Origin of the sequence: Natrinema hispanicum, assembly GCF_900111485.1 — an archaeon.
In the GTDB taxonomy this organism is placed as follows: Archaea; Halobacteriota; Halobacteria; order Halobacteriales; family Natrialbaceae; genus Natrinema; species Natrinema hispanicum_A.
Map to the genome: position 1 here is coordinate 77,637 of NZ_FOIC01000005.1, position 24,282 is coordinate 101,918.

At 62.3% G+C, this 24,282-nt stretch carries 22 protein-coding genes and 1 tRNA gene; 3 read left to right on the forward strand and 20 right to left on the reverse strand.

From position 1 onward, the window contains the following. Window positions 1-18 precede the first annotated feature (18 nt). The 3 genes from BSG09_RS06765 to BSG09_RS06770 all read right to left on the reverse strand — a co-directional run bounded on the left by BSG09_RS06765 (window position 19) and on the right by BSG09_RS06770 (window position 3,042). Window positions 19-414 (reverse strand): SPW repeat domain-containing protein, encoded by a 396-nt coding sequence (locus tag BSG09_RS06765; RefSeq protein ID WP_092931451.1) that lies wholly within the window; start codon window positions 412-414, stop codon window positions 19-21. 1,505 nt (window positions 415-1,919) lie between these two features. Next, window positions 1,920-2,094: transfer RNA gene (locus tag BSG09_RS20715), tRNA-Trp, on the reverse strand. Between the two features lie 57 nt (window positions 2,095-2,151). Further along, window positions 2,152-3,042 (reverse strand): DUF5794 domain-containing protein, encoded by an 891-nt coding sequence (locus BSG09_RS06770; RefSeq protein WP_092931453.1) that lies wholly within the window; start codon window positions 3,040-3,042, stop codon window positions 2,152-2,154. Between the two features lie 498 nt (window positions 3,043-3,540). Between BSG09_RS06770 and guaB the strand changes: the two genes are divergently transcribed. Next, window positions 3,541-5,043, forward strand: a complete 1,503-nt coding sequence (guaB, locus tag BSG09_RS06775; RefSeq protein ID WP_092931455.1) for an IMP dehydrogenase — start codon at window positions 3,541-3,543, stop codon at window positions 5,041-5,043. A gap of 27 nt (window positions 5,044-5,070) precedes the next feature. On the opposite strand, the gene BSG09_RS06780 is transcribed toward guaB, so the two are convergent. The 5 genes from BSG09_RS06780 to cmk all read right to left on the reverse strand — a co-directional run bounded on the left by BSG09_RS06780 (window position 5,071) and on the right by cmk (window position 10,413). Further along, window positions 5,071-6,714, reverse strand: a complete 1,644-nt coding sequence (locus tag BSG09_RS06780; protein WP_092931457.1) for an acyl-CoA synthetase — start codon at window positions 6,712-6,714, stop codon at window positions 5,071-5,073. 66 nt (window positions 6,715-6,780) lie between these two features. Further along, entirely contained in the window at window positions 6,781-7,293 is a 513-nt protein-coding gene (locus BSG09_RS06785) for a hypothetical protein (RefSeq protein WP_223174704.1), read from the reverse strand. Between the two features lie 6 nt (window positions 7,294-7,299). Further along, window positions 7,300-8,886, reverse strand: coding sequence for a sodium:solute symporter family transporter (locus BSG09_RS06790; RefSeq protein WP_092931461.1), 1,587 nt, complete (start codon window positions 8,884-8,886; stop codon window positions 7,300-7,302). Then, window positions 8,879-9,391: a hypothetical protein gene (locus BSG09_RS06795; RefSeq protein WP_092931463.1), complete on the reverse strand. Its 513-nt coding sequence runs from the start codon at window positions 9,389-9,391 to the stop codon at window positions 8,879-8,881. The genes BSG09_RS06790 and BSG09_RS06795 overlap by 8 nt, the downstream gene beginning before the upstream one ends. 410 nt (window positions 9,392-9,801) lie before the next feature. After that, entirely contained in the window at window positions 9,802-10,413 is a 612-nt protein-coding gene (gene cmk / locus BSG09_RS06800) for a (d)CMP kinase (protein ID WP_092931465.1), read from the reverse strand. 195 nt (window positions 10,414-10,608) lie between these two features. Between cmk and BSG09_RS06805 the strand changes: the two genes are divergently transcribed. Beyond that, a complete protein-coding gene (locus BSG09_RS06805) occupies window positions 10,609-11,073 on the forward strand; it encodes a hypothetical protein (RefSeq protein ID WP_223174703.1) in 465 nt (154 codons plus the stop codon). A gap of 40 nt (window positions 11,074-11,113) precedes the next feature. On the opposite strand, the gene BSG09_RS06810 is transcribed toward BSG09_RS06805, so the two are convergent. The 8 genes from BSG09_RS06810 to BSG09_RS06845 form a co-directional block, all read right to left on the reverse strand. After that, entirely contained in the window at window positions 11,114-12,877 is a 1,764-nt protein-coding gene (locus BSG09_RS06810; RefSeq protein WP_092931469.1) for a YcaO-like family protein, read from the reverse strand. A gap of 64 nt (window positions 12,878-12,941) precedes the next feature. After that, the gene (locus tag BSG09_RS06815) at window positions 12,942-14,180 is read right to left on the reverse strand and encodes a cation:proton antiporter (RefSeq protein WP_092931471.1); all 1,239 of its coding nucleotides are present in this window, start codon (window positions 14,178-14,180) and stop codon (window positions 12,942-12,944) included. 224 nt (window positions 14,181-14,404) lie between these two features. Continuing rightward, complete coding sequence (locus BSG09_RS06820; RefSeq protein WP_092931473.1) at window positions 14,405-15,655, reverse strand: RNA-guided endonuclease InsQ/TnpB family protein; 1,251 nt, start codon at window positions 15,653-15,655, stop codon at window positions 14,405-14,407. A 318-nt stretch (window positions 15,656-15,973) separates the two neighbouring features. Beyond that, entirely contained in the window at window positions 15,974-17,446 is a 1,473-nt protein-coding gene (locus BSG09_RS06825; protein ID WP_092931475.1) for an MATE family efflux transporter, read from the reverse strand. Further along, window positions 17,443-18,075 (reverse strand): TetR/AcrR family transcriptional regulator, encoded by a 633-nt coding sequence (locus BSG09_RS06830; RefSeq protein ID WP_092931477.1) that lies wholly within the window; start codon window positions 18,073-18,075, stop codon window positions 17,443-17,445. Before BSG09_RS06830 ends, BSG09_RS06825 begins: the two co-directional genes overlap by 4 nt. A 200-nt stretch (window positions 18,076-18,275) precedes the next feature. Then, the gene (locus BSG09_RS06835) at window positions 18,276-18,725 is read right to left on the reverse strand and encodes an RNA-binding protein (protein WP_092931479.1); all 450 of its coding nucleotides are present in this window, start codon (window positions 18,723-18,725) and stop codon (window positions 18,276-18,278) included. 64 nt (window positions 18,726-18,789) lie between these two features. Beyond that, window positions 18,790-18,993, reverse strand: coding sequence for a DUF1918 domain-containing protein (locus tag BSG09_RS06840; RefSeq protein WP_092931481.1), 204 nt, complete (start codon window positions 18,991-18,993; stop codon window positions 18,790-18,792). 326 nt (window positions 18,994-19,319) lie between these two features. After that, entirely contained in the window at window positions 19,320-20,009 is a 690-nt protein-coding gene (locus BSG09_RS06845; protein WP_092931483.1) for a type 1 glutamine amidotransferase domain-containing protein, read from the reverse strand. Window positions 20,010-20,161: 152 nt separating this feature from the next. Here BSG09_RS06845 and BSG09_RS06850 point away from each other — a divergent pair, with 152 nt between their 5' ends. Beyond that, window positions 20,162-20,626: an Hsp20/alpha crystallin family protein gene (locus BSG09_RS06850; RefSeq protein WP_092931747.1), complete on the forward strand. Its 465-nt coding sequence runs from the start codon at window positions 20,162-20,164 to the stop codon at window positions 20,624-20,626. Between the two features lie 11 nt (window positions 20,627-20,637). Here BSG09_RS06850 and BSG09_RS06855 read toward each other — a convergent pair whose 3' ends face one another. The 4 genes from BSG09_RS06855 to BSG09_RS06870 all read right to left on the reverse strand — a co-directional run bounded on the left by BSG09_RS06855 (window position 20,638) and on the right by BSG09_RS06870 (window position 24,039). Further along, a complete protein-coding gene (locus BSG09_RS06855) occupies window positions 20,638-21,636 on the reverse strand; it encodes a DHH family phosphoesterase (RefSeq protein WP_092931485.1) in 999 nt (332 codons plus the stop codon). Window positions 21,637-21,888: 252 nt separating this feature from the next. Next, complete coding sequence (locus BSG09_RS21255) at window positions 21,889-22,566, reverse strand: hypothetical protein (protein WP_254799172.1); 678 nt, start codon at window positions 22,564-22,566, stop codon at window positions 21,889-21,891. A 188-nt stretch (window positions 22,567-22,754) separates the two neighbouring features. Beyond that, a complete protein-coding gene (locus BSG09_RS06865; RefSeq protein ID WP_092931487.1) occupies window positions 22,755-23,753 on the reverse strand; it encodes an ornithine cyclodeaminase family protein in 999 nt (332 codons plus the stop codon). A 70-nt stretch (window positions 23,754-23,823) separates the two neighbouring features. After that, entirely contained in the window at window positions 23,824-24,039 is a 216-nt protein-coding gene (locus BSG09_RS06870; RefSeq protein ID WP_092931489.1) for a hypothetical protein, read from the reverse strand. Window positions 24,040-24,282: the final 243 nt, after the last annotated feature.

The following is a 24,282-nucleotide window of genomic DNA, read 5'->3' on the forward strand; positions in this document are numbered from 1 at the left end:
AGTGCCGGAAAATCGATCCTATGCGCTCGCCGATGCGGTCGTCGATACCTGGCGGCTTCCGTATGCTCCGACGAGGGACAGAATCACGATCATCACACCGGCAATACCGTTGACCCCGACGACCAGCGTGCGGTCGGCGCCGAGAACGAACGGTGCCGCGACGATCCAAATTCCCAGCACGGCGACGACAGCCGCGATGACGATACTCGGTGATCGGCGCTCGTTGGTTCGGTAGGCCTGAAACGCCGCGAGAAACGCCACCGCCGCGCCGACGAAGACGTTCTGAATCCCCATGAAGTCAGTGATCGTGAAGATGACCGTCGACACCATGACGAACGCGCCGAGCACTGCCGTCAACCCGGCCGTTCGCTGGACCAATACTGACGAATCGTCCGCGGATCGGGTTTGGCTCATACACGCGCTTACCACGTGCTCCGTAATGAAGGGGTGTCTCGCACACCATGTCTTTACCACGTAATTATGTGTTACCACGGAGTTCAGCTTGCAGCGACGCGGCTCGGCCGACGTGGACTCGAGTCCAAGTACGATATCGACACCAGGTGGACGGACTCATGGCGTCCCGGATGAGCAATGAGCGAGCAGCTGGCGCTCCGGAAGCGGGTGCTGGAGAAGGACAACAATCTTGGTTCTAATTCGGGTGCGGTGCTCTACTACACGCCATATTCTCAGATAGGAAATAGACTACTATATACCAGCTATAAGAGACAGATGGCGAGGGATGGTCGATCTAGCCACATATCCTCGCTGGACCTGAGATCGCTTCACGATCATCCATCTGCGCGACGATCTCAGAACAGATACAAGCAAAACACCATTTGGGCAATGAGTGTGCTGGCGTCGGCCTTTAGCCGGCGTTTCTACGGTAACGTAAGACTCGTAGTTAAAACTGTAGCTATTGTACTGCAGGTGCGCGCATCGCGCTCGAGGACCTGACAGCGACCTGGACGGCCGTCGACCATTGTCGCGGGCACTCACCACTGCGTTCGTCGTGTTGCAGTCAGAGAAGCCAGTTACCCGTTGATCGTGTCCCGTCGGGACGTGTACTTACTGTCGGTCCTGAGTTGCATGCTCGGACACACGACTCCCGAACTCCGCGTTAGTTCGCCGTACTGAACGGCTCATCGCGGCCCACTCGGTGACACGGGTCGATCAGCCAGCCACAACCGGGTGTTCAGACGATGGCTTGGCTCGAGAGTTGCACACGACGAGTCGCGGCCCGTGTGAAGATTCGGAGATTGGATTCTGTCGACGTGCAACCTACTCGGTCAACCTAAGACTGCCGGCCCCCGATCTAAGAATTAGAAACCAGACAACATCCAACCGTAGTAGTCGGTGAAAACATCTATTGCCCCGTACGCTACCGCCAAGATCATAGCTGCACAAATCACGAGGAATATCAATATAATAGATACAATATACGTTAGAGTTTCAGAGTCCATAATACTCGATCAGAGGCTATTTGATAAAAACATGGTGGCACCCCATCTTTGGAATAACCCCTGTTTTATCTGGATCAACTGGAACTCGATGGAGGCGGGGATGGGGCGCTGTCGGCGTGGCGACACCCGCCACGAGGGCGTTCGCACGCAGCGCGAACCGACACCGCAGGCGTCGCACGGTGCCGACCCCGCCCTCGAGCCACGGATTATAACCAAATCTGGACAGTCGCCAATAGAATACAAACTGAGTTGTTGGAAAGAAGTGGTCACACTCCGTTTGAGTTCACCCCACACTCATCCACTACTCACGGCTCGCGAGTGTGTTTGACTCGAGAAGTTGGGTCGGAGGGATTTGAACAACGCCTGAGAACCTGCTCCCGTCGGTCGCAGAACCTCAGTCTCGTTCAAATCCACCGAGTTACATACCTGCCGCTCGCGAGTTTGCTCGCGGCAGAAGTATGGGGTCGGAGGGATTTGAACCCCCGATCTACTGATATCTCCGGTGCGCCTCGGAACTCCAGAGGGTCATCACACGGACACTGATCAGGTGCCCGATCAGTATATCAGTCTGGAGTGTCGTCCCGGGCGCGTTGCCTCTGGAGTCAGCCGCCATGCCTGGCTTGGCCACGACCCCTCGACTCTCAGTTGGGGGATCTCACCTAAAGTGGTTTCGATTCGGACCGAAACCGCACTACAGCCACGGGGCCCGACCCGGGGTGTCCGTCGTCTCGTCGTCCGGATCGTCTTCGACTTCCACGACCGACGGCTCGAGTTCGCTCGAGGCCGTGCCGTCCCCACCGTCGGGCAACGCACTGAGCTTGGCGGCTGCGTTCGGTTCCGTCTCCGAGTCGGCTCCGCCAAGCGGCAGGTCGACGGCGAAGATGGCGGCGACGAGCAGTGCAGCGAGCGGGGCCTGTCCGAAGGCCATCCCAAGCAGGGACAGCGGGAGCAGGCCCAGCGCGACGGCGCTGCCAAAGCGGAACCGATCGATGTCCATGTACCGCCGGAGGTAGGGGCCGGTGAGCGCGATCGTCAGCGCGAAGGCGACGCCGATGGCGGCGGCCAGCGTCGCGTGGGCGACGAGGACGGGATCGGTCATCACTTGCACCGTCAGGCCGGTCGGATCGATGCTGGCGACCAGTCCCAGCCCGATGACGACGACGGGGTTGGGGAGGTAGTCGCCGATGGTCGCGCTGGCGGTTTTGGCCGCGATGGCGGCGATCACCAGCGCCGCGAACCGTTCGAAGATGGCGATGTCAATGAGACTCTCGAAGGTCGGCGCGAGCGCGGCCTGGACGGCTGCCAGCAGGATCAGCGGGACCCCAACGAGCATGACGACGGCAGCCTGCTCACGGGGAGTGCCGTCCATCTCCGCGAGGATGACGGCGACGGTGGCACTCCCACCGAAGATCAACAGGCCGACCTGAACTGCCCCAAGCGGATCGTCGAGCGCGTCGGCCAGGATCAACGCGGGGAAGACACCGTCGACTAACGGGAGCATCATCACCAGTGCGAGCAGTCTCGCGTCACCGCCGACGATGCGCTCCATCCGGAGCGCGACCGGGTGCTGTGACGTACTCATCGGTCAGGGCCGATGGCCATGACCCGAGGCCAGTGGGCGATATGAATGCCGATCCCGCACCGATCGATCCGCACGCCGCTCGATCGAGTTGGGTTTCTGGCCATTCGCTGTGAGTTTCGATGTAAAATTCCCGAATGCAACGGTGGCGACGGAGTCGAGACTCGTCCGGCCAGCAGTTCGGGCAGTGGATGCACTCACAGCGTACATACCTCAATTGAGGACGGGATCGTCAATAAACGTTGTGTGTGATACAGTTCCACGACTCGGTAGTGTGATGGGGATATCGAACAGGTTCGTACAAAAACCACCCGCTGTGGTACGAATGTGTGCACCTGTTGGTGTGGTCGTCGGAAGGATGACCGTTGCATTTGAACGAATATCACGGGACACATCAACGAATACCATAGATAGGCGAATCGCCCACTGAGAGGGTCGACAACCGTTCACACCCGAGTTTTATCTCGCAACGCTTTTCCCTCGAGACGCCGGACAGTTTACATGGCGAACGACGTTCCCGAGCACGAGCCCTATTCTTCGAAGCTACAGGTACCGGAAGCGCTAACGTTCGACGACGTCCTTCTTCGGCCGAAGGAAAGCCGTGTCGAACCCGACGACGCCGACCTCACCTCGCGAGTCTCGAAAAACGTCGAGGTCTCGGTTCCAATTCTCTCGGCGGCGATGGACACCGTCACCGAAAGCGGCATGGCGATCGCGATGGCCCGCCATGGCGGGCTCGGCGTCCTCCATCGCAACATGAACGTCGACGAGATGGTCGAGGAGATCGAGCGCGTCAAAAGCGCTGACGAACTCATCATCCCGCTCGAGGACGTCGTCACCGCCGACCCCGAAATGAGCGTCCGCGAGGTCGACAACCTGATGGCCCGCAAAGGCGTCGGCGGCGCGCCCGTCGTCAACACCAACGGCGAGGTGCTGGGGATTATCTCGAGTACGGACATTCGTCCCCACCTCGAGGTCAACGAGGACGACCCGGTGACGGAAGCGATGACCGACGAGGTCATTACGGCCCACGAGGACATCGACGCTCGCGACGCGTTCGATCTGATGTACGAGCACAAGATCGAGCGCGTGCCGGTCGTCGACGACGAGAACCTGCTGGTGGGTCTCGTGACGATGCAGGGCATCCTCCAGCGCCGCGAGTACCAGGAAGCTGTCCGCGACGAGGAGGGCCGACTCCGGCTTGGCGTCGCCGTCAGTCCCTTCGAGCAGGATCGTGCGGAAGCTGCCGACGAGGCCGGCGCAGACGTCCTCTTCATTGATACCGCACACGCGCACAACCTGAACGTCATCGACGGCGCTCGCGAAATCAAGGAATCCGTCGACGCGGATGTCGTCGTCGGCAACGTCGGCACCCGCGAAGCGGCCGCGGATATCGTGGACTTCGCCGACGGGATCAAAGTCGGCATCGGACCGGGCTCGATCTGTACCACGCGCGTCGTCTCGGGAGCCGGCATGCCCCAGATCACGGCTGTCGCACAGGTCGCTGACGTGGCCGCCGAACACGACGTCCCTGTCATCGCGGACGGTGGCATTCGATACTCCGGCGACGCGATCAAGGCGATCGCCGCCGGGGCAGACGCGGTCATGCTCGGCTCCTATTTCGCCGGCACCGACGAGGCACCCGGCCGCGTCGTCACGATGAACGGCAAGAAGTACAAGCAGTACCGCGGCATGGGGTCGGTCGGCGCGATGAAATCCGGCGACAGCGATCGCTACCTCAAGGACGAACCCGACGAGGACGACGAGTACGTCCCGGAGGGCGTCGAGGCAGCAACGCCGTACAAAGGCACCCTCAAGTCTGAACTCCACCAGCTCGCCGGTGGCATGCAGTCGGGGATGGGCTATGTCGGTGCCGAGACGGTCCCCGCATTCAAAGAGCGCAGCGAGTTCGTCCGCATCTCCTCGGCCGGCCAGGCCGAGAGCCACGCCCACGACGTTGTCATCACCGACGAAGCACCGAACTACTCGCCCGACAGCGAGTAACGGACGCCAATCAGCACTGACGCGCTGTTATACTAACTCCGTCCGGCGAATCTTCCCGGTCGTGGTCGTTGGCAACTCGTCGACGAACTCGATCTCGCGCGGATACTCGTATTCTGCTAACCGCTCTCGAACGAGCGTCCGGATTTCCGTCCGTAACTCGTCCGAGGCCGTCGCTCCCGCTGCCGGCTGGACGACTGCCTTGATGATCTCCCCGCGGGTCTCGTCGGGGACACCGACGACGCCGACTTGCTCGACAGCGTCGTGCTCGAGGATCGCTTCCTCGACTTCTCGCGGAGCGACGCGATAGCCGCTCGTGATGATGAGGTCGTCGTCGCGCGAGACGAACCAGAGGAAGCCGTCTTCGTCGCGTTTTGCGAGGTCACCCGTCCGATGCCACTCCCCGAGTGTCACCGCGGCTGTCTTCTCGGGCGCGTTCCAGTACTCCTCGAAGACCACGGGATCGTCGCCACGTTGAACCGCGATCTCGCCCACCTCGCCGGTGTCGACGGGCTTGCCGCTATCCGGATCGATGACCGCGACGTCGTGACCGGGAACGGGTTTCCCCATGCTCCCCGGCTTCGCGGAGAACCAGTCGCGACAGTTCGTGACCAGCAGGTTCGCCTCCGTCTGGCCGTACAGTTCGTTGATAGCCGTCCCTGCAAGTTCCGCGTCCGCCCACTCCAAAATCTCGCGTGTCAACGGTTCGCCGCCCGAACAGATCGCCTCGAGTGACAAGTCGCACTGTTCGGTGGGGTTGTCGACATCCATGAGCATTCGGATCGCCGTCGGCGGAATGAAAGCGTTCGTTACGTCGAACTCCGCGGCAATCTCGAAGGCGGTTTCGGGATCGAACGAGCCCATCGGGTAGCCGACGACCGGCCGGCCGTAGTGCCATGCGGGGAAGACGAGGTCGCCCAGCGCGCCGATCCACGCCCAGTCGGCTGGCGTCCAGTAGACTGAGTCGCCGCGGACATCTCGCTCGAAGTACATCGAAAACGCTGGACAGTGGCCTACCCAGAGATCGTGGGTATGGAGGACCCCTTTCGGTTCGCCGGTGCTGCCACTCGTATACATCACGATCGCCGGCGTCTCGGCGTCCGTTGCGACGACCTCGTACTCGCTCGAGCGTCCCTCGACCGCCGCCTCGAAGGGCTGGACGGTCGTTTCACCGATCCGTGCCGGTTCCGGGTCGCCGTCAACTACGAGCACGTGTTCTAAGGCAGGACAGTCGGGTGCGACGGCCCGGATCGTCTCCCACTGGGCGGCGTCGACGACGGCGACACGCGCCTCGCTGTCCTGCAACCGGTAGCGTAGCGCGTCGTCACCGAACAGCACCGACAATGGGAGTGATACTGCCCCCCGCTTCCAGCACGCGAGGTGGGTGAGGACGTTTGCCGGCTTCTGTGGGACGGCGATCGCGACTCGGTCTTCCCGGTCGACGCCCATCGACTCGAGAGCGTTGGCGACGGCGTTCGATCGCCGATCGAGGTCGTCGAACGTGTACGTCTCGCGGCGGCCGTCCGGATACGCCTGAAAGAGCGCCGGCCGATCGCCGTCGGGGTGTTTCCCTACTAGATCGGTTGCCGCGTTAAACTCCGCGGGGAGGTCCCACTCGAACGACTCGCGAGCCTCGTCGTACGAATCTTCATCGAAAGTGACATGCCACGTCATGACGCGCCATACCACGAAGTCCCAAATAAACGGTTGGGCCGGAGCCAGTGGCTGGAGTGGCCCGGCTTAGAGACGGGGAAACCGTGGCGTTTCGACGGTGATGTCTACGTCTTCGAGTCGCGGATCCGATTCGAGCTCGGTTACGAGTTCGCGTTGCGAGTCTGCCGTTCGCGACTGATACAGTGTCCACTCGTCGGACTCGACATCGTCTCCCGCCTGCCAGCCGACGACGAGACGTGCCCGGCGCAGTCGCGTCCCAGTGACGAGACGGAGTTTCTCTACGGCCTCGAGCGGGACGGTAAAATTCCGCTCGTCGAACGTTTCGATGTCGTCGGGCGGCAGGTCTGCGATCGCGGCCCGATCGCGTTCGCCCATATCGGCCCGCAAGAGCAGCGATCGGTAGGACTCGCCGACGAAGCAGAAGAGGAGCCGCTCGTCGGTCAGGATCAGTTCCCAGAACTCGAGCGAGTTCGGTCGCTGGCGAAACCAGTGGGTGAGCCGCGCGATGATGGTCTCGGTCTTCATTGGGTCATTACCGGTGTGTTCGACTGCCGGCTGGGGGACTGTGTGGTCGGGCATCTGCGGTCAGTGCTCGAGCAGCGGGTGGAGATCGGTCGGCAGTTCCTCCCACTCCTGGGTCGCAAGCGAGACACCGATAAATAACACGACGGCGACGAGGAGTGCGACGGTGCCGACCGGGAACGCGTCGGGGAACGGATAGAACGCCATGATGCTGCTCGCGAGCCCGCCGTAGCCCGCGACGTCTGCGGCCATCGGAATGGCGCTGTAGAGGACGTTGACGGTGAGGCCACCGACGACCGAGGCGACCGCACCCCACTTCGTCGCGCCCTTCCAGTTCATGCCGAAGACGGCGATCGGGACGAACGCCGCAGCGAAGAAGCCCCAGCCGATCGTCCCAAGGATGCCGACCAGCGCCTCGGAGTAGTAGACGACGCCCGTCGAGAGGATCGTCAACCCGGCCAGCGCAGCCTGTGTGACCCGAAGCTCCGTCTTGTCGTCCTCGATCGGTTGGCCCAGTGCTCGCGGAATGTCCCTCGAGACGGCCGCCGCGCCGATGTTGAGAAATGAATCGCTCGTCGACATGATCGCTGCAAGCAGCGCCGCGAGGATGAGGCCAGCGACGACACTCGGCGTGTACTCGAGGACGAAGACGGGGCCAACCTCGCTTGCGCTGAACGTCTCTGCGATCTCGCCGGCTTCGACCATCGAGCGCATCGATAGCCCTGCCGAGAAGGCGATCAGACTCGAGACGGCATACGAGAGGGCGGCGATCGGCGCGCCCCACTTCAGAATTTCGAGGTTGCGGCTCATGTAGAACTTCGTGATCAGGTGGGGCTGGCCGGCGGCACCGACCGAAAAGAGGATCCACCACGCGATGCCGACGAGGATGGCTGTCGTCGCCCCGCCCATCGCGCCAAACGGCGAGACGAGGGCTGGATCGGCAGTCGCGAGGTTTCTCGAGATCGTTCCCATGCCGCCGCCGACGGACATCGCATACGCAAAGACGAATACTGCGCCGGTGATCATCGTCAGCGCCTGTAGGAAGTCGGTCCAGACGCCAGCGATCATGCCGCCGAGCATGCTGTAGAGCAGCAGGATGAGGGCACCGCCGAGCAGTCCCCAGATGACCGGGATGCCGAAAATAGCGCGCATGACGAACTGCAACGCCGCGAGGTTCGTCGCCAAATAGGCGATCACGCCGACGATGACGGCAAGTCCGGTGAGTCCGCGGACCCAGTCGCTCTCGTAGCGGACGTACATCCCATCGGCCAACGTGAGGACCTTCCGGATGTCCGCGAGCAGGCGCAGCCGTTTGGCGAGGACGACCCAGGTCAGCAGGAAGCCGAACGGTGCGGTAAAGAAGATCCAAAGCGACGTCGTCCCGAACGCGTAGACGAGTTCGGGGCCGCCGACGAAGCCAAACCCGGACTGGATGACCGAAAAGGCGGTCATCGCGAGGACCCAGGTACCGATGCTCTTGCCGGTAATGAGGAAGTCGCCGGTCGTCTGTGTTCGCATGTATCCCCACGCCCCGATCAGGACGACGATCAGCAGGTATGCCGCTCCGAAGGCGAGGATGATCGGATCGTCGGCGACCGGAATGCCACCCGACTGCAGCGGGGTAGACAAGAGCGACGCGCGTTCAATCATCGTTTCCCTCCACGTCGGCCGACCGATCGAGCCCGTCCGTGCTCGTCGACCGCTCGATTCGCCGCGGCTCGAGCGGGACGTTCGTCCGTTGCTGTCGGTCCCGTGCCTCGCTGATGATCTCGTCGACGACCGCATCGCTGCCGATTCGGTCGAAAACTGTCACCGAGTAGTAGATCGCCGCGAACGCGGGGGCAAGCCACAGGAGCGCGAAGTAGACGAGTGTCGGTCTCGGCACACCAAGTACGTAGGTGTAACTCGCCACGTCCGGGCCCCACAGCAGCCAGATCCCCGTGAGTCCGCCGAGGAACACCACGGTAAGTCCGGCGATGAGACCAGTATAGGGCTCGAGCGCCGAGCCGTCGTGTTCGATCGATGCGGAGGCGACGACGGCGAGGATGAACACCGCCGCGACGTACGAGAACACGCGATAGGCTCCGAGACTCGCGGCGACGAGCGCCCCGGCTGCGAGGAGAGCGATCCCAGTCATCAACGTGTTTCGTGCCATACACACCCCCGTCCGCCGCGTACTATGTGACTCGTGGCCCCGTGCCACGGGAGTCCCTGCCCGCTCGAGCGAGACAGCCCGTCGGCGAAGACCCCGTGATCTGTGGCTCGTCTATTATTGGTAGTAACTACCATGTTCCTACACCTCACATGCGAATACAAACACCTATTTTAATCATTCGCCGGTCTATGGGGGTGCCATCCGTCAGACGGTCTGCTGTCCCGACCGCCGATGTGCTCGCAGGGCGGTTACGGTTGCGCCGGAACCCGCTCTCTTCTCAGGAGTCCGTCCCACTACCGGATCTCGCGATGCGTCTCCGTCCCATCTACGCCGCTCGAGGCAGCACAGTGCGTTGCTGCTCTCGACGCCGACGAATCGTGGCTGTCAGGAGAAACCGTTGACGACCGAGTTTACACGTCTATCGACGGGGTTCGAAACGCCCCTTCGTCGAGTTCGGGATCGTACTCTTCGATCGCGGCTCGAACCAGCGTGAACACACCTTGTTTGCTCCAGCGTGCGGTATTGATCTCGAGGTCGTAGAACGATCGGTCGGCGATGTCGATCTCGTAGTACGATTCGTAGCGTCCGGCTTCGCTGACCTCGCGGACACGCATTTCCGCTTCGGTTTCGACACGATCTTCGATACGGTCGAGCCGGACTTCCTTGGGTGCATCGAGCCAGATCCGTATGTCTGCACGGTCACCGGCCAGCCAGCCCGCCAGCCGCGACTCGAGGATGAAGGGTTTGTTTGCCGTGCCCCATTTCTCGGCGATCTGTTGGAGGCGTTGGTCTAACGCACGGTCGATCTCGTCGTCCTCGTCGGCTTTCGCGGTGAGTTGGTTGAGACTCATGTCGCGATCTTCGGCGAGTTCACGGAAGATGTCGCCACCGGAGACGTAGGGACAGCCCATCGCGTCGGCGAGGCGTTCACACAGCGTGGTCGCCCCACACCCTGGTGGGCCAGAGACGGTGAGAAAGAGTGTCGTGTCGATTCGCTCGGTCGAACTGTCTGCTGTGGCCATACGTTGAGTCACTCCATCCCCCGTGAAAAGGTTCCGCCCCAACCGACCACTGGGGAGAGTCTACAGTACCAACTGAAACTGGTTACACACTGATCGCACAGCCTTCGTGCGAGCAGGTGTCCACTGACGTGCAGTGGCGACGACAGTTCGGTTCGAAGAGTAACGCCTACAGTCGTCCGCCACCCAACGCCGGATGTGAACCGTCGGACGGTACTTCGAACTGCAGGTGTGGTCGCCACTGTCGGGCTCTCGGGCTGTGTCGAGGCACTACAGGAACACTACGAAGGGAGCTTTCAGGGAGTCGTTCCAGTCGATATCTACAGCGAGGCCGACCGGCCCTATGACCTCACGCTCGAGGCCTTCGACTTGAAGACTGATCGGCAGACCTACGACGAGAGCTACACGATCACGGCCGGGCAGCGGGCGACGCCACCGCATCTCGATGCGACCGAGCAACGGCTTCGCGTGACCAAGATCGATCGGGAGCAACGCGATCGACAGGTCACCAAACGGGCGACGATCACGCAGAACACGAGTTCCGTGGTCATTCGGCTCACCGACGACGATCTCCTCCTCGAAGTCGAGGGAGACGACGAGGGGAGGAGACCGAACGACGGCGACGCCAGCACCAACGACTCGGCCACCGACATGTCGGAATAGCGCACCGCCGCCGGCGTTTCTCGATGGATTCCGTGACCGATCAGGGATACGGATGGAACGCCCGCTCGAGGCGCGATTCGAAGCCCAGCTCGTCGGGCACCGTCCGCGCGCGCTCGCCGAAAAACGGCGCGTCGGTAAACAGCGGTTGCGCACCCGGCACGACGACCCGGACGGCCTCGAAACCGAGTGCCTCGAGGTCTCGAGTCGTCAGGCGTGCGGCGGCGGGCGTCAGGTCGGCGTCACGCACCCGTGAGCAGAGTTCCTCGAGCCGAGCTTCGCCGCTTGGGACGGGATCTGGACCGACGCTCGCCGCGGGCACCGTCCGATCGACGTCGACGAATTCTCGCGCGCGATCGGGGAACGCGGCGTACTCGCCGATCGCACCGCCAGCGTCGGCAGCTTCGTCGGGGCCGAGACTGCGCAGTTCCATCCAGTTTTGGATGGCTTCCTCGAGCGCTGACGTCGCGGCTGCTTCGGCGTCGAGACCGGCCGCCGAGCCGACGGCGAACGCCGGCCACGCGTCGTCGCCTGGCGAGATCGCCTTGTCATCGTCGAGTGCGTCCGACTCCCGGTGGACGGCTACAGCGACGACTGGGACGTCGATATCCTGTGTGACGAGCAGTGGCGTCACTGACAGCCCTTCGCTTTGGGCGCGGCGCTCGAGCGTCTCGAAGGCGTCTGTCTCGACTGAGAGGCCAAGGGGCTCGAACGTCGAGTACCACGCGAGCATGGTCGCGTCGCGCTCGATCACTTCCGTCAGCCCGGAGACGAGCGCGTCGACCGTCGAGGAGCCAAGTCCCAGCCCGGTCGTGATCGCTGGAACCAGCGTCTCGCCGGGTTGGGGGAACTGGACCGCCGCGGCGGGCAGGTGTGTCTCCTTACCTGTCGCGAGATTCTCACCCGGGACCCAGCGATGGACGTCACTCGCATCGTAGGCCGGCGCGTCGTCGGGTCGGACGAGGTCCGTCGGCGCGACCGCGTGCTCGAGGTCGTCCTCGCTCGCGTGGACGAAGTCTGCCTCGAGATAGACGCCAGCGCAGTAGCGTTCGAGGCCCTCGCCGACGGCTTTCATCAGGGCGGCGTTCCAGTCGTCGGCGACGCCGGCGGCCTGCCGGGGCGCGCTCGCGTCGCTGTAGGCGGTCGTATCCGCGACCGTCGAGAGGTAGTAGGGTGTCGGGAAGGACTCGACCTCGGCGATGCTCGAGATGGGGCCAACGCGATCGTCGATCGCTCCCTCGGCATGTTCGACCGCAGTCTCGAGCGGGAGTGTTTCGGCGTCGCGCTCGAGGGTGCGATCGCGCTCGCCCTCGGCACACGTACAGCCCGGGACGGGCAGTATCTGCCGGCGAGCGTGGGGCACTTCGCGTACCTGCCCGATGATCGACTCCTCGTCGCCCGAGAGGACGCGCACGCATTCCCGGCCAGCGATTGCACCGGCGAGTCGTGCGGCGGCGCGATCGGCCTGTGGCTTCGCGGCGCGATCTTCGACGTTCGACGCGACACGTGCACGCAGGCAGTCGAAACAGGCGGTGGCAGGCGCAAAGCCAGAGATAGCCGCGTCCACGTCCGGGAGCGGATGGTTGCCGACCCCGCCGATTTCGACGGCGATCCAGGGCGTGCCCCCCTCGAGTGCGGCCTCGTTCGCCCGGTCGAACGTCGCCGAGCCGGCGACGTCACTGACGATTGCAAAGCGAGCGTCGGCGATCTCGCCGGGACGTGCCTCGCGGACGCCGATATCGACGTCATCGAGCGCGGTGACGACGGCCTCACGGACTGGATCGTCACCCACGACTGAAACTTGCATACCCCTATCTGCTGGGGCAGGCGGCAAAAACGCCCCGCTCGAGCGTAGTCGGGGCACCATGGACTCAGTCCTCGGATGGTGCCATCGAGTCGACGTAGACGAGTTCGTCAGCCCGCTCGAGTAGCTGAACCCCCCAGGTGACAGTGACGGGGACGAGCGCGGTCGTGAAGATGGCGATGAAGACGAGGATCGAGAACAGCGACTGGTCGATCACGCCGGCTTGATAGGCGACGCCCGCGATGATGATTTCGACGGTGCCGCGACCGTTCATCCCGAAGCCGACGACCAGTCCCTCGCGCGAGGTCAGCGATGTCGGGAGCGAAAACAGCCAGGAACCGACGATTTTGCCGAGAAACGCAATAGCAACGAGCACGACGAGTATGCCAACGCTGTCAGCGAACACATCGAACGTGATCTGGAAGCCGATCGTGACGAAAAAGACCGGTGCGAACAACCCCATCGCGAGATCGTAGATGACCATGTGAATGTGCTCGTACAGGCCAGGCTCGACGTCGGCTTGCCGGAGGAACATCCCCGCGATGAACCCGCCGATGATCATGTGCAGGTCCGCGAGCGTCGCGAGCTGAGCGAACAACAGTGAAACCAGCAGGGCGAACGTAAATGCCGTCGTCCGATTGACGAAGCCATATCGTTCGCGCTGGCCTTCGATATACCGCCATGCGAGCGGCAGGAACCGATAGCCGATTACGAGTGTGACTGCGAAGAAGCCAAGCGCCTTGAGGAGGATCACACTGAGCTCGGTCGGGTCGAGCCCGCCAGCGGTCACGTAGCTATCGACACCCGCGTACGCGATGAGCACGCCAACGTCGGAGGCGAGTGCCCCGCCGAGTAACACGTTCGCGATCCGCGTCTCGAGCAAGTCGAGATCAGCGAGAATGCGCGATTTCGTGGCCAGCGACGTGGCGGCCATCGCGAGGCCGAGAAACAGCGCCGCGCCGACTGAGATTCCGAGCCAGATACCGGCCGCGTAGCCGAGGCCGAACGGGATGACGAAGGCCCCGAAGGCGATCAACAGCGCCTGCGGGCCGAGTTCGAACAGCTCACGGAGATCGACCTCCATGCCGACGTAGACCATCAGAAGGAACACGCCGAGTTCGGACAGGACCGAGAGTAGCTCTGAGGGATGGAGGAGCCCAAGCAACGCCGGGCCGAACGCGATGCCGGCGAACAACTCACCCATCATCGTCGGATAGCCGACTCGCTCGGCGAGCGCGCCGAACACCCACGCAACCGAGAGAACGAGCAGGAGGCTCAGAAGGTCGATATGGACTACCTCGACCATCGGTTACACCTCGCTGGATATGGGACGACCGTGTCGCTGAATTCGCATATGAACCTGCCGGTGGAGATACTTTACTAGCTGTCCCATCACAATCAGTTCAGGTATACCCGACGGCACACAGCTACTTTAGTAAACTACCCTACCCTACCCTACCCTACCCTACTCCCTCAGCGCATACGCGCCTCGGTCCGTGAGGGTAGGGCTTTGATGTGGACTCCTGGCAATCAGTCACCGGCAATAGGCTGGTGACTCTCGCTGTTCACCGTCCCACCATTCACACGCACGTCTACTGGTGCGTCTCCGCTCCCCGACGTGGGCGAGGAACGGAGTCTGTGTTTTTGCTTCCGGGCGTACCGTAGCCCGATATTCTTCGCCGCGTTGTAGTCCGCGTTGACTTCGTAGCCGCACTTCTGGCAATGGAAATGTGCGCCGTCACGGTTCGCTTCGTGCGTGAACCCACAGTCTGTCCGAGAACAGCGTTGGGACGTGTGGTTCGGCTCGACTTGTTCCACGGAGACACCGCGTTCAGGTGCCTTGTAGGAGACGTACTCGAATAGGCGTCGGAACGCCCAGACATGGTGCCACTTTGCCTGTGGAAGCCGTTCGCGGATGTCTGTTAAGTCCTCAAACACGATTACGTCGCACCCGTTCTCAACAGCTTCCGTGACGATCTCGTTGGCGACAGTGTGGATATACTGCTTTCGCCACGCTTCTTCGCGCTTGCCAAGGCGAAGAAGCACGTTATGCGCGGCTTGTGTTCCGCACTGTTGCATCTCACCCCGTCGCTTCTCGAACTCGCGGCACCAGTGGTTGTACTCGTCACCCTGCCAGAAGTTACCGGTCGAAGCTACTGCGAGGCTGTTGACGCCGAGGTCGATACCGAGGACTGTTTGGTGCTCGGTATCGCCCGAAACCTCGGACTCGTCATCGCCCGAATCGTCCTTCCGAGTCGTGATGTGGAAGTAGAACTCGTCGGTCGCCTTCTCGTATTGCAGTGTACTCGCCCGGAACTCGTACTCTTCAGAGAGAATATACCGCTCGTAGGGGGTCGGACTGTCTGCCGGCAGTTCAAAGTCGCACTCGACACGCCCGTTGACGGTCGAGAGAGACACATGATTGCGGTAGAACGTCGCGCTCCGCTTGTCGTATACCATGCTCCATGAGGTGAACTCTGGCTGGCTCACCCGCTTGCCCTGTTTCCATCGTTCGACGCATCCCTTGACGGCTTGGACGGCGCGTCGGATGGCTTCTTGAACGAGGTTCGCGGTGAGATCAGTTTCCTCGCGGAGTTCTTCGTAGAGCGCGTCCCGTGCAGTTGTGTTGGCGGTGATGCACTCTGTGTAAGAGACATCAGACCAACAGAACTCGGCAGTTCGGTTGGCGCAGTGAAGGAACTGGCGAGCGGATTCGTGGAAGTCGTCGCGGCACTCATCAGGAACGATGAGTTTGACCGGCGCGGTTCGACGTACTTCCATGTTTCAGATTGCTGTCTGACGGTACTTATACGATTGGGAGTCGGATAACTACCGTCGTGCGGTTGCGTCGTCCTTCGTCGGTTTCCTCTCCGGCCTACTTGCTCCTTGAGGACGGAGGCTCCACCTCGAATTATGCTGAACCGGGCTGCATACTACTGATTTAATTGGTTTTCGAGGCCTTCGAACAGCGACGACGGGTTGCGAGTGTGCCGGAGCGACTGTCCAACCGACGGTCTCATACGGTCTGCTGTCACTGTGTACCGACGCACCCGCATGACGGGTTGCGGATGCGCCGGAAATGCCGTACAGTAGTCCGTCTCAGTCGTCGGTACTGGTCTCGAGGTCGGCCCCGGGCTCGAGGTCGGCCCCGGGCTCGAGGTCGTCGCCCAGCGCCGGTCCCGCAGGGCTCTCAGTCACGTCGACGTTACGCCAGGTACCTCTGCGATACCAGCCGTAGGTGAGCGCGGCACCGACGACGTTCGAGATCGCGAAGGCGATCCAGATCCCGCGGTAGTCGATCGCCTGTGAAAGGCCGTAGGCGATCGGCAGTCGGATCAGCGCGTACGTCACGAGGACGATCGCCGCCGCGGTCAGCGTCTTGCCGGTCCCACGGAAGCTGCCGTTGTAGGCCCGCATCACGCCGATGAACCCGAACGAGGGCGCGACATACCGGAGGAACGTCACGCCGACTTCGATGACCCGCTGGTCGTCAGTAAAGGCGGCCGTGATCGGTTCTGCGGCGAGCCACGCTACGACGCCGAGTACACCGAGGATGACGAACATGGTGCGGGCGGCGAAGTTCGCGGCGGCTTCTGCGCGATCCGGTTTGTCCGCCCCGACGTTCTGACCGGTCATCGTCTCGACGCCACGAGCGACCGCGATCGCTGGCAGAAAGATGACCGAGAACACGCGCGTTCCGATCCCGTAGGCTGCGACGACGTAGGTGGGGAACAGCCCAACGATCACCAGCAGGAGGTTGATCGAGAGTGCACGGCCCATCCCCTCGATCGACGCCGGGAATCCGATGCTGACGAGTTGCTTCGTGAAGGAGAGATCCGGCCGCATCTGTCCGAGCCGGATCCGAACACCTCTCGAACCCTGAAACATGATCGCGAGTCCGACGACGAGCGCGAGGGAACGGGAGAAGACCGTCGCGATCGCTGCCCCCTCGATTCCGAGTCTGGGGAACGGCCCCCAGCCGAAGATCAGGAAGGGGTCGAGGATGACGTTGAGCAGCACCGAGCCGAACATGACCAGCATCGGCGTGATCGTGTCCCCGTAGCCCCGCATCAGCGCAATGAAGACGAAGAAACCGAACATAAACGGCAGCCCGAGTGAGATAACCTGCATGTAGTCGGTCGCAAGCCGCAATACGTCGTCCGATGCCCCCAGCAGACCGAGCAGTTCACCGACGAAGCCATAGCCGACGAGCCCGAGGAGCATCGCACCAAGTAGCGATACCGCCACCGTCTGAGAGGCGGCGTACTCCGCTTTCGACTCCTCATCCGCACCGGTATACTGTGCGACAAGGACGCTCCCGGCGACTGACAGTCCCATCCCGACGGAAATCAGCAGAAAGACCATCGGGAACGCGAAGCTAATCGCTGCAAGCGCCTCGGTGTTGTACTGGCCCAGCCAGAACGTGTCGATGAGGTTGTACGCCGTCTGCAGCAGGTTTGTCACGATGATCGGCAGCGACAGATAGAACAGCGGTCCCGCGATGTCGCCGGAAGTCAGATCGAACTCATCGCGACCCTTGAACAGCCCCGACAACCGATCCAGCAGGCTCATTCGCCGTCTCCTCCGTGCTCGACACGCGTCGATACGCTGTCACGGCTCCCGGCTTTCTCCGGCCGCAGCGTTTCGTCGATATACATGTGGACGTACTGACGCGTTCGTTCGGGCGGCCGGTCGACCGCAGTCGCACGCGTCTGTGCACCGTGAAACAGCGTGACGAGGAAGTCGGCCGTCGCCTCCGGCTCGACGTCATCATGGAACTCACCCGCCTTGAGCCCGTCAGCGACGAGCGTCGCGATGCGCTCTCGGAGCGCGCGGTCGAACTCGCGCAATCGCTCCCGGTAGGCCTCGTTGTACGGCGACTGCGCCTTGATCTCGAGGATCGCCGTCCGGAACTCCTCGGCGGAGTCGTCCGACGGCGTCAGCAGTTCGTCGGTGAACTCGTGGAGCCGTTCGGCCGGTGTCTCGCCGGGCACGGTCTCAGTTCGCTCCTCGAATCGGTCTAGCAGAAACTCAAGAAACGACTCGAGGAGGTCCTGTTTGCTGTCGAAGTGGTAGTGGAGGGTTCCTTTGCTCTTTGTCGATTCGGCGGCGATGTCTTGCATCGTCACCTCCGCGTACCCGTGTTTACAGAGGGCACAATACGTCGCCTCCATGAGGTCGTCGATGGTTTCGTCGGACATTCAGAACGGATCTATCCAAACTTACTGACTGGCCAGTCAAAAGGACTTCGTCCATCGTCAGCGGTGGCTGAGAGGCACACGCAACTGGTCTGTGTGCCATCACCAGTACCGAACGGCGAGCCGCCCCGACGAACGAATATCGACCGCTATCGACGTAACTCGTCAGAAGTAGGTTGTATCAGCAACCAGTAACGAACCGATCAGTGCTCGTCGCGCAGTCGCTCGAGGACCTCTCGAGCGTTTTCGACGGCCTGTGGTTTCTTCGCCGGATAGGCCTCGACTTTCCCGCGGAAGGTGATGCCGTCACCCAGCCGGACATCTCCCTCGAAGGCGGCCTGTTTGTCGAGTCGAAGGAACAGTTCGGTGTTCTCGGTGACCCGCTCGTCGAGTTCGTCGATCAGGTCGTCAAACGACTCGAGGTCGGCCAGCCGCGAGAGGACGTGCCGGACATCGTCGGCGTTCTCGACGCGAGCCGAAAGGACGAGGATGCGGTCGCCGTAGTGGCCCTCGCTTTCGACGCGCTCGATCTCGAACGGTTCGTCGTCGCGGTCGGGGAGGAAGGTTCGCAGGGCTTCCTCGACGCGTTTTTCGTCCTCGGTGGCGTAGCAGAACGTCCGTAAATCGACGTAGTGAAGCGGGATCTGTGGCATCTGCAGGTCGAATTTCGATGTGGTCGGGGAACGGGGCTCGAGCGAGCGGGAGTCGCGGTCGGTCTTAGTCGTCGTCTTCGTCGGCGTCAGCGTCGGCTGCCTCGAGATCGTCTTCGGGGACGCCGGTTTCCTGCCCGTCCTCGAAGCTGACGGTGTAGGTGACGTCGCCGAACATCGACTCCATCGTCTGGGTCACGGTACCGGTCTCGCCGTCGAACTCGCTGTGCTCGTCGTTGAGAACTACTTGGTCGTCTTTCTCGAAGCTCATAGCCGATTCTTCCCCGCCGGCGTGTAAAAAGGGACTGATTCGTTGCAACGGTCTCCCGTGAGACGCTACGCGCGATCGGTGTGTCAGACGGTCTGCTGTCACGCTGTCCCGGTGGGTCCGCAGGACGGTCGCGGGCGCGCCGGCACTGACTGACAGGAGACCGTCTCACTCGATTCTGGCGTGCTGGCACAGCCGCTCGCGCGAGTTACCGTGTGGGTACGCCGGACAACAGTGATCGCAGCCCGTCTCAGTGGCCAGTCCAGCGCTGACCACGTACAGCGAATACCGCGGAAAACGGGTGTCGGGTGCGATCCGATCCGATCCGATCAGGCCTCGAGTTCGACGTCCAGTTCCTCAAGCAAGGTTTTCGCGGCCGCATGCGAGGAGCCGGGGCCGCGGCCGGTGACGAGATCGCCGTCGACGGTGACGCTGGTGTCGGAATCGAGCTCAGCGTCCCAGTTACCGCCGGCGGTTTTGACCTCGTCTTCGACCCAGTAGGGCAGTTTGCGGCCGTCGGGCATCCGATCGCCTTCGTCGACGATTCCCTCCTCCCACTCGTTTGGGAAGCCGGTCACATCGCGGCCGTTGACGATGAACGCGCCGTGGCTGTCGCGGGTGAACGCGAGGATACCGACGGCGTGGCAGACGACCAGCGCCTTGCCATCGCCTTCGATGATATCCCGGAGGAGTTTCCGGGCGTGTGTGTCCTGATTGATATCCCACTCGGTGCCGTGCCCGCCGGGGAAGACGACGGCGTCGTACCCCTCCGCGTTGGCCTGCGTGACCGAAATCGGATCGTTCAGTCGCTCGTCGGTCTCGTGGACCTCCCGGACGTGCTCGGCGGTCTCTGCGCCGACCTGCTCGGGGTCGATCGAGCGCTCGTCGATCACCGGTGGGTTGCCCGAGGGCGTCGCGACCGTGATCTCGACGCCCGCCTCCGAGAGCGTCTCGAGTGGTTCGACGCATTCTTCGCCCCAGTAGCCTTCCTCACTGACGACAAACAGTGCATCCGTCATAGGCACTGTTACACCGGGCAGCCTGAAAACGACCAGCCCACCCGTCGGTTCTGCCGCAAGTCGGTGAGATAACATATCGAAACGGACGATCATCTTCGCTGGTGAGGGTGGCTTTTTTCGCTCTCGGGCACCTATCTATGGCAGGTGAAACCATGGCAGATCGACCCCGGCCGTTCGACGGCATCGAAGAACTGCTCGACCGACTGAATCGCCAACTCGAGACCGCTGCCCAGTCGTGGGAGAGCCAACTGGACAACCGAAGCCGCCTCGACCTTTCGCCGACCGGGTCGGAGATGCGACTCGACCTCGCGGACGAAGGCGACGAGTTCGTCGTTACCGTCGACGTCCCCGGCTACGAGAGCGACGACCTCGAGTTACGGCTCTCGAGGGAGACGCTGGCGATCTCGGGCACTCGAGAGCGAACACACGACGTCGGCGGTGAAGACGAGACCTACCTTCGGCGCGAGCGGGAAACGCAATCGTTCAGCCGGCAGGTTCGTCTGCCGGAACCGGTCGACGAGGACGCAGTGCAGGCCAGCGTCAACAACGGTATTCTGACGGTCAGACTCCCCAAGCGCGAGCCGAGCGAGGAGGCACACTCGATCGATATCGAATAGCGGTTCGGCTATCACTCGTCGAGATGTAACGCATCGAAAAATCGGCGGGTGAGTCGGTCATCGATGAGCGCGAGGAGTTCACCGATATCGTCACCCGAATCGGCGAACAGTCCGAGTTCGATCCGGCCGCCGGCCATGTCGTGATGGCCGCCGACCGATCCCAGTTTGCCGAAGCCGTCTTGGAGCGTCTTCCCCAAGTTGACGCGTGGATCGATCGATCGCCCGCTCAGACGGATCGCATCGTCGATGATGCCGTAGACGAGTACCGTGTCCACACCCTCGAGATTAAGCAGGTAATCGGCCGCTTGCGGCAGTGCGTCGGTTTCGCCGGTCGCCCCAACGCTCGCGACGAGCGCAGAGCCCCGTCGTTCGCGGCTGGTGATGGCGCGTCCGATCGCGTCAAGCGTTCCCGGCGAGAAGGTGCTGCCGTACAGTTGTTCGAGGATTTCGAGGTCCGCATCCGGGTAGACTGCCAGTGCGGCTTCGTACTCGCGTCGCGTCGGATCCCGGACGAAATCGAGCCGCTCGCGGTGGATCGCAAAGAGTAGCGCCGAGGCGAGACGCTCGGTGAACTCGACCTCGAGCTCGCAGAGATACTCGACGAAGATCGTCGCAGTCGCGCCGAACTCGGTTCGAACGTCGACGAACGTTGCCGCAGCCGGCTCACCGGGATGATGATCGACGACGATGTCCGGGATGACGCTCGTCGGGACCTCGGTGTTCGACCCCGGCGTGCTGTGATCGACGAAGCTCAGACAGTCGTACTCCTCGAGAGCTGTCTTCGCGATCGTCTGGAGGCTGATATCGAGGAGGTTGACGAACGCACGGTTTTGCTGGTGAGAGATTTCCCCACCGTAGGCGATCGTCACGTCTGCGACGTCGTGGTCGTCGGCGATCGCCTCGAGTGCGAGCGCGCTGGCGAGACAATCGGGATCCGGGTTGTCGTGACAGACGATCGCCAGCGAATCGGTCGCCTCGAGTACGGACACGAGTTCGGCCGCACGAGACATACCCGCTCTACGTAGACGAGACGCTTGAAACCCGCGTCGGTTTCGGGACTGCGACCACGGTAGTCGTCTGCGGACGTGTACGGCGGACTCAGATGGGCTGCTGTGGCGCTGTCCCGATGGGACCGCAGGGCGGTCGCGGCCGGCCGGCACTGACTGACAGCTGTCCGTCTCACAGCACCGTCCGTCCAGAAAAACGGGCCCAGAGAGCGCTGCCGGTACTGACGAGAAGCCGTCCGAACGGTTGCAGTCCTGTCAGTGACTACTATCGGCTTCGACGAGTCGAACGTTGTCGAAGAACCGGCGAATGCCAGTCTCCCAGACGACATTCATGCCGACGGCGAGCGTGACGGAACCGGTGAGATCGCCCACCGGATACGAGTAGGTTTTCCAGCCGGCGTGATCTTCGATGTCGTTCTTGCGGTTGAAATCGCTCTCCGAGAGTCCGTCCTGTGGTTTCTTTCCGGCGAAGAAGGCGACCTCTGACAGCCGGTTGAACGACTGCTGTTCGCTGTAGACGTCGACGGTTACTGTGCTCGCTCGAGTGATGTTTACCGGTTGTTCGACCCAGATCGTCCCATCATCGGCGGAGCCCTCGATATACAGCGCCATCGAGTGCGTGCCATCCGATGCCCGTTCGGTGGTGATCGAGACGGAATGCGCGACTGGGTCGGTCGAGTCTCCGGGCTTTGTGGGGAGATCGGTTCCGACGGACCACCCGGTAAGGGACTCCTCGAACGAGGGATCCTGAAGGGCCTGGGGGGACGGGTTCGCCGGCTGGTCCGGCTCTGCTGACTCGGGGGGCATATTCGAGTCGTGCTGTGACTCCGTCTCACAGGTCGAGTTACTACTACGCGCAACTCCTGGAACAAGTCCAGCGGTGAGGGTACCGCCGAGACCGGTTACACCGGCGATGTATGATCGTCGTCGCATCGAGTAGCCCTAACTTGGAAGGGCGCAATAAACGTCACTCAAGCTAAAATACTCTTTTGACATATTCCCGGTCTGCTGGTGACGTTTCCCGTTGGTGAACTCACGAACTGTCCGACAGCTTGTACTCGCAGGGGCAGCGAACCAGTCGACGGAGCACCAGTAGCGGCGTCGAACACGCCCTCGAAACCCTAGTTCCCCGTCAACGCCTCGCTTGCCGGCGCGAACTCGAGTTCGGTCCCGCGACCGGCCTCAAGTGCGCGGTTGTAGAGCAACGACGCCGCGGCGACCGTCTCGATGCCGGTGCCACCGCTGTCGAAGACCGTAATCTCGTCGTCGCTCGTCCGTCCGGGTGCGTTCCCGGCGACGATCTCTCCCAGTTCCGCATGGACGTGATCGTCCGTGATCGCACCCGCCTCGAGCGCGTGGATGAACGAGCCGGCATCGAGGGTCGCGCGCTCGCGGAGGTCGGGGACGTACGTCGCCCGCTCGATGGTCGTCGTATCCAGTTCGCGCTTGGCCGGCGAGTACTGGCCCATCGCGGTGACGTGTGTGCCCGGTTCCAGATCGTCGCCGTCGAACACAGGCTCGCTGGCCGTCGTCGCCGTGATCACCACATCCGCGCCGGCCACGGCGGCCGCGCTCGAGTCGACCGGGTGGACCGTCGCTGCGAGCGACTCGTCGAACTCGGCGGCGAACGCCTCGCGGTTCTCGAGCGTCGGCGAGTAGACGCGGACCTCGTCGAACGCCCGGACTGTCGTGGTCGCGCGAAGTTGGCCACGGGCTTGCGCGCCGGTGCCGATGACGGCAAGGATGTCGGCGTCCGTCCGCGCGAGTTCGTCGACCGCGACGGCACCGGCCGCGCCGGTTTTGAACGGGTTCATGCTCGCACCGTCGAGCAGGGCAAGCGGTGCGCCGCTGTCGGCGTCGAACAGCGGCGTCATAAACCAGGCATCGCCGGCACCGAATCCCGCGGTGTACATATAGCCGCCCATTACACCCGTCTCGGGGAGGACGGCGGCATAGCTGGTGAGCATGCCATCGGGATCGCGTTGGTGGAGTTTCGACCGTGGCTGTGCCGGTGCGCCTGCACCGCGCTGGCGGTATCCCTCGCGGACGGCGTCGACGTACTCGGCTGGCGTCGCGAGGTCGGCAACGTCGTCGCTGGTCAGAAATAAAGCGTCTGTCATACGCAATCAGAGGAGCCGAATCGAGGAAAAACAACCGGCCGCAAAGAGAGGAGCGAAACCGTGACTGGAGTTAGTCCGCGTTGAGCGGCGGACGCGCGGAGTTGGCCTCGTCGGAAACGTCTGCTGGCGTGTTGATGAACATCGCGTGTCCGATGACCGACATTGCGACGAGTGCGCCGATCGGAACCGCCGCCGTCAGCGAGACGCCGACGACGGTCAGAGCTGCGGTGATTCCGAGCAGTGCGACTGGGATGAGGCCAAGAACGATGTCGTAGTATCCAGTCATAATCTATTCTATAATACGCGGAATAGCCATATAAGTGTTCCCCATAATCGGCTCATAGTGGATCTGGTTGTGACTAGTAGCTATTGAAAATTATCCCCATAACTTACGGAGTGGTTTTAAATAGTTAAAGTACCGACATTTCGCCGAGTGTCGAATTTTCATAAGATAGCAAAAACATCGCCAATGGCTGTATTCGGCGGTTAAAACCGAAAAAATACGCTATCTAATTATCAACGTCGGATA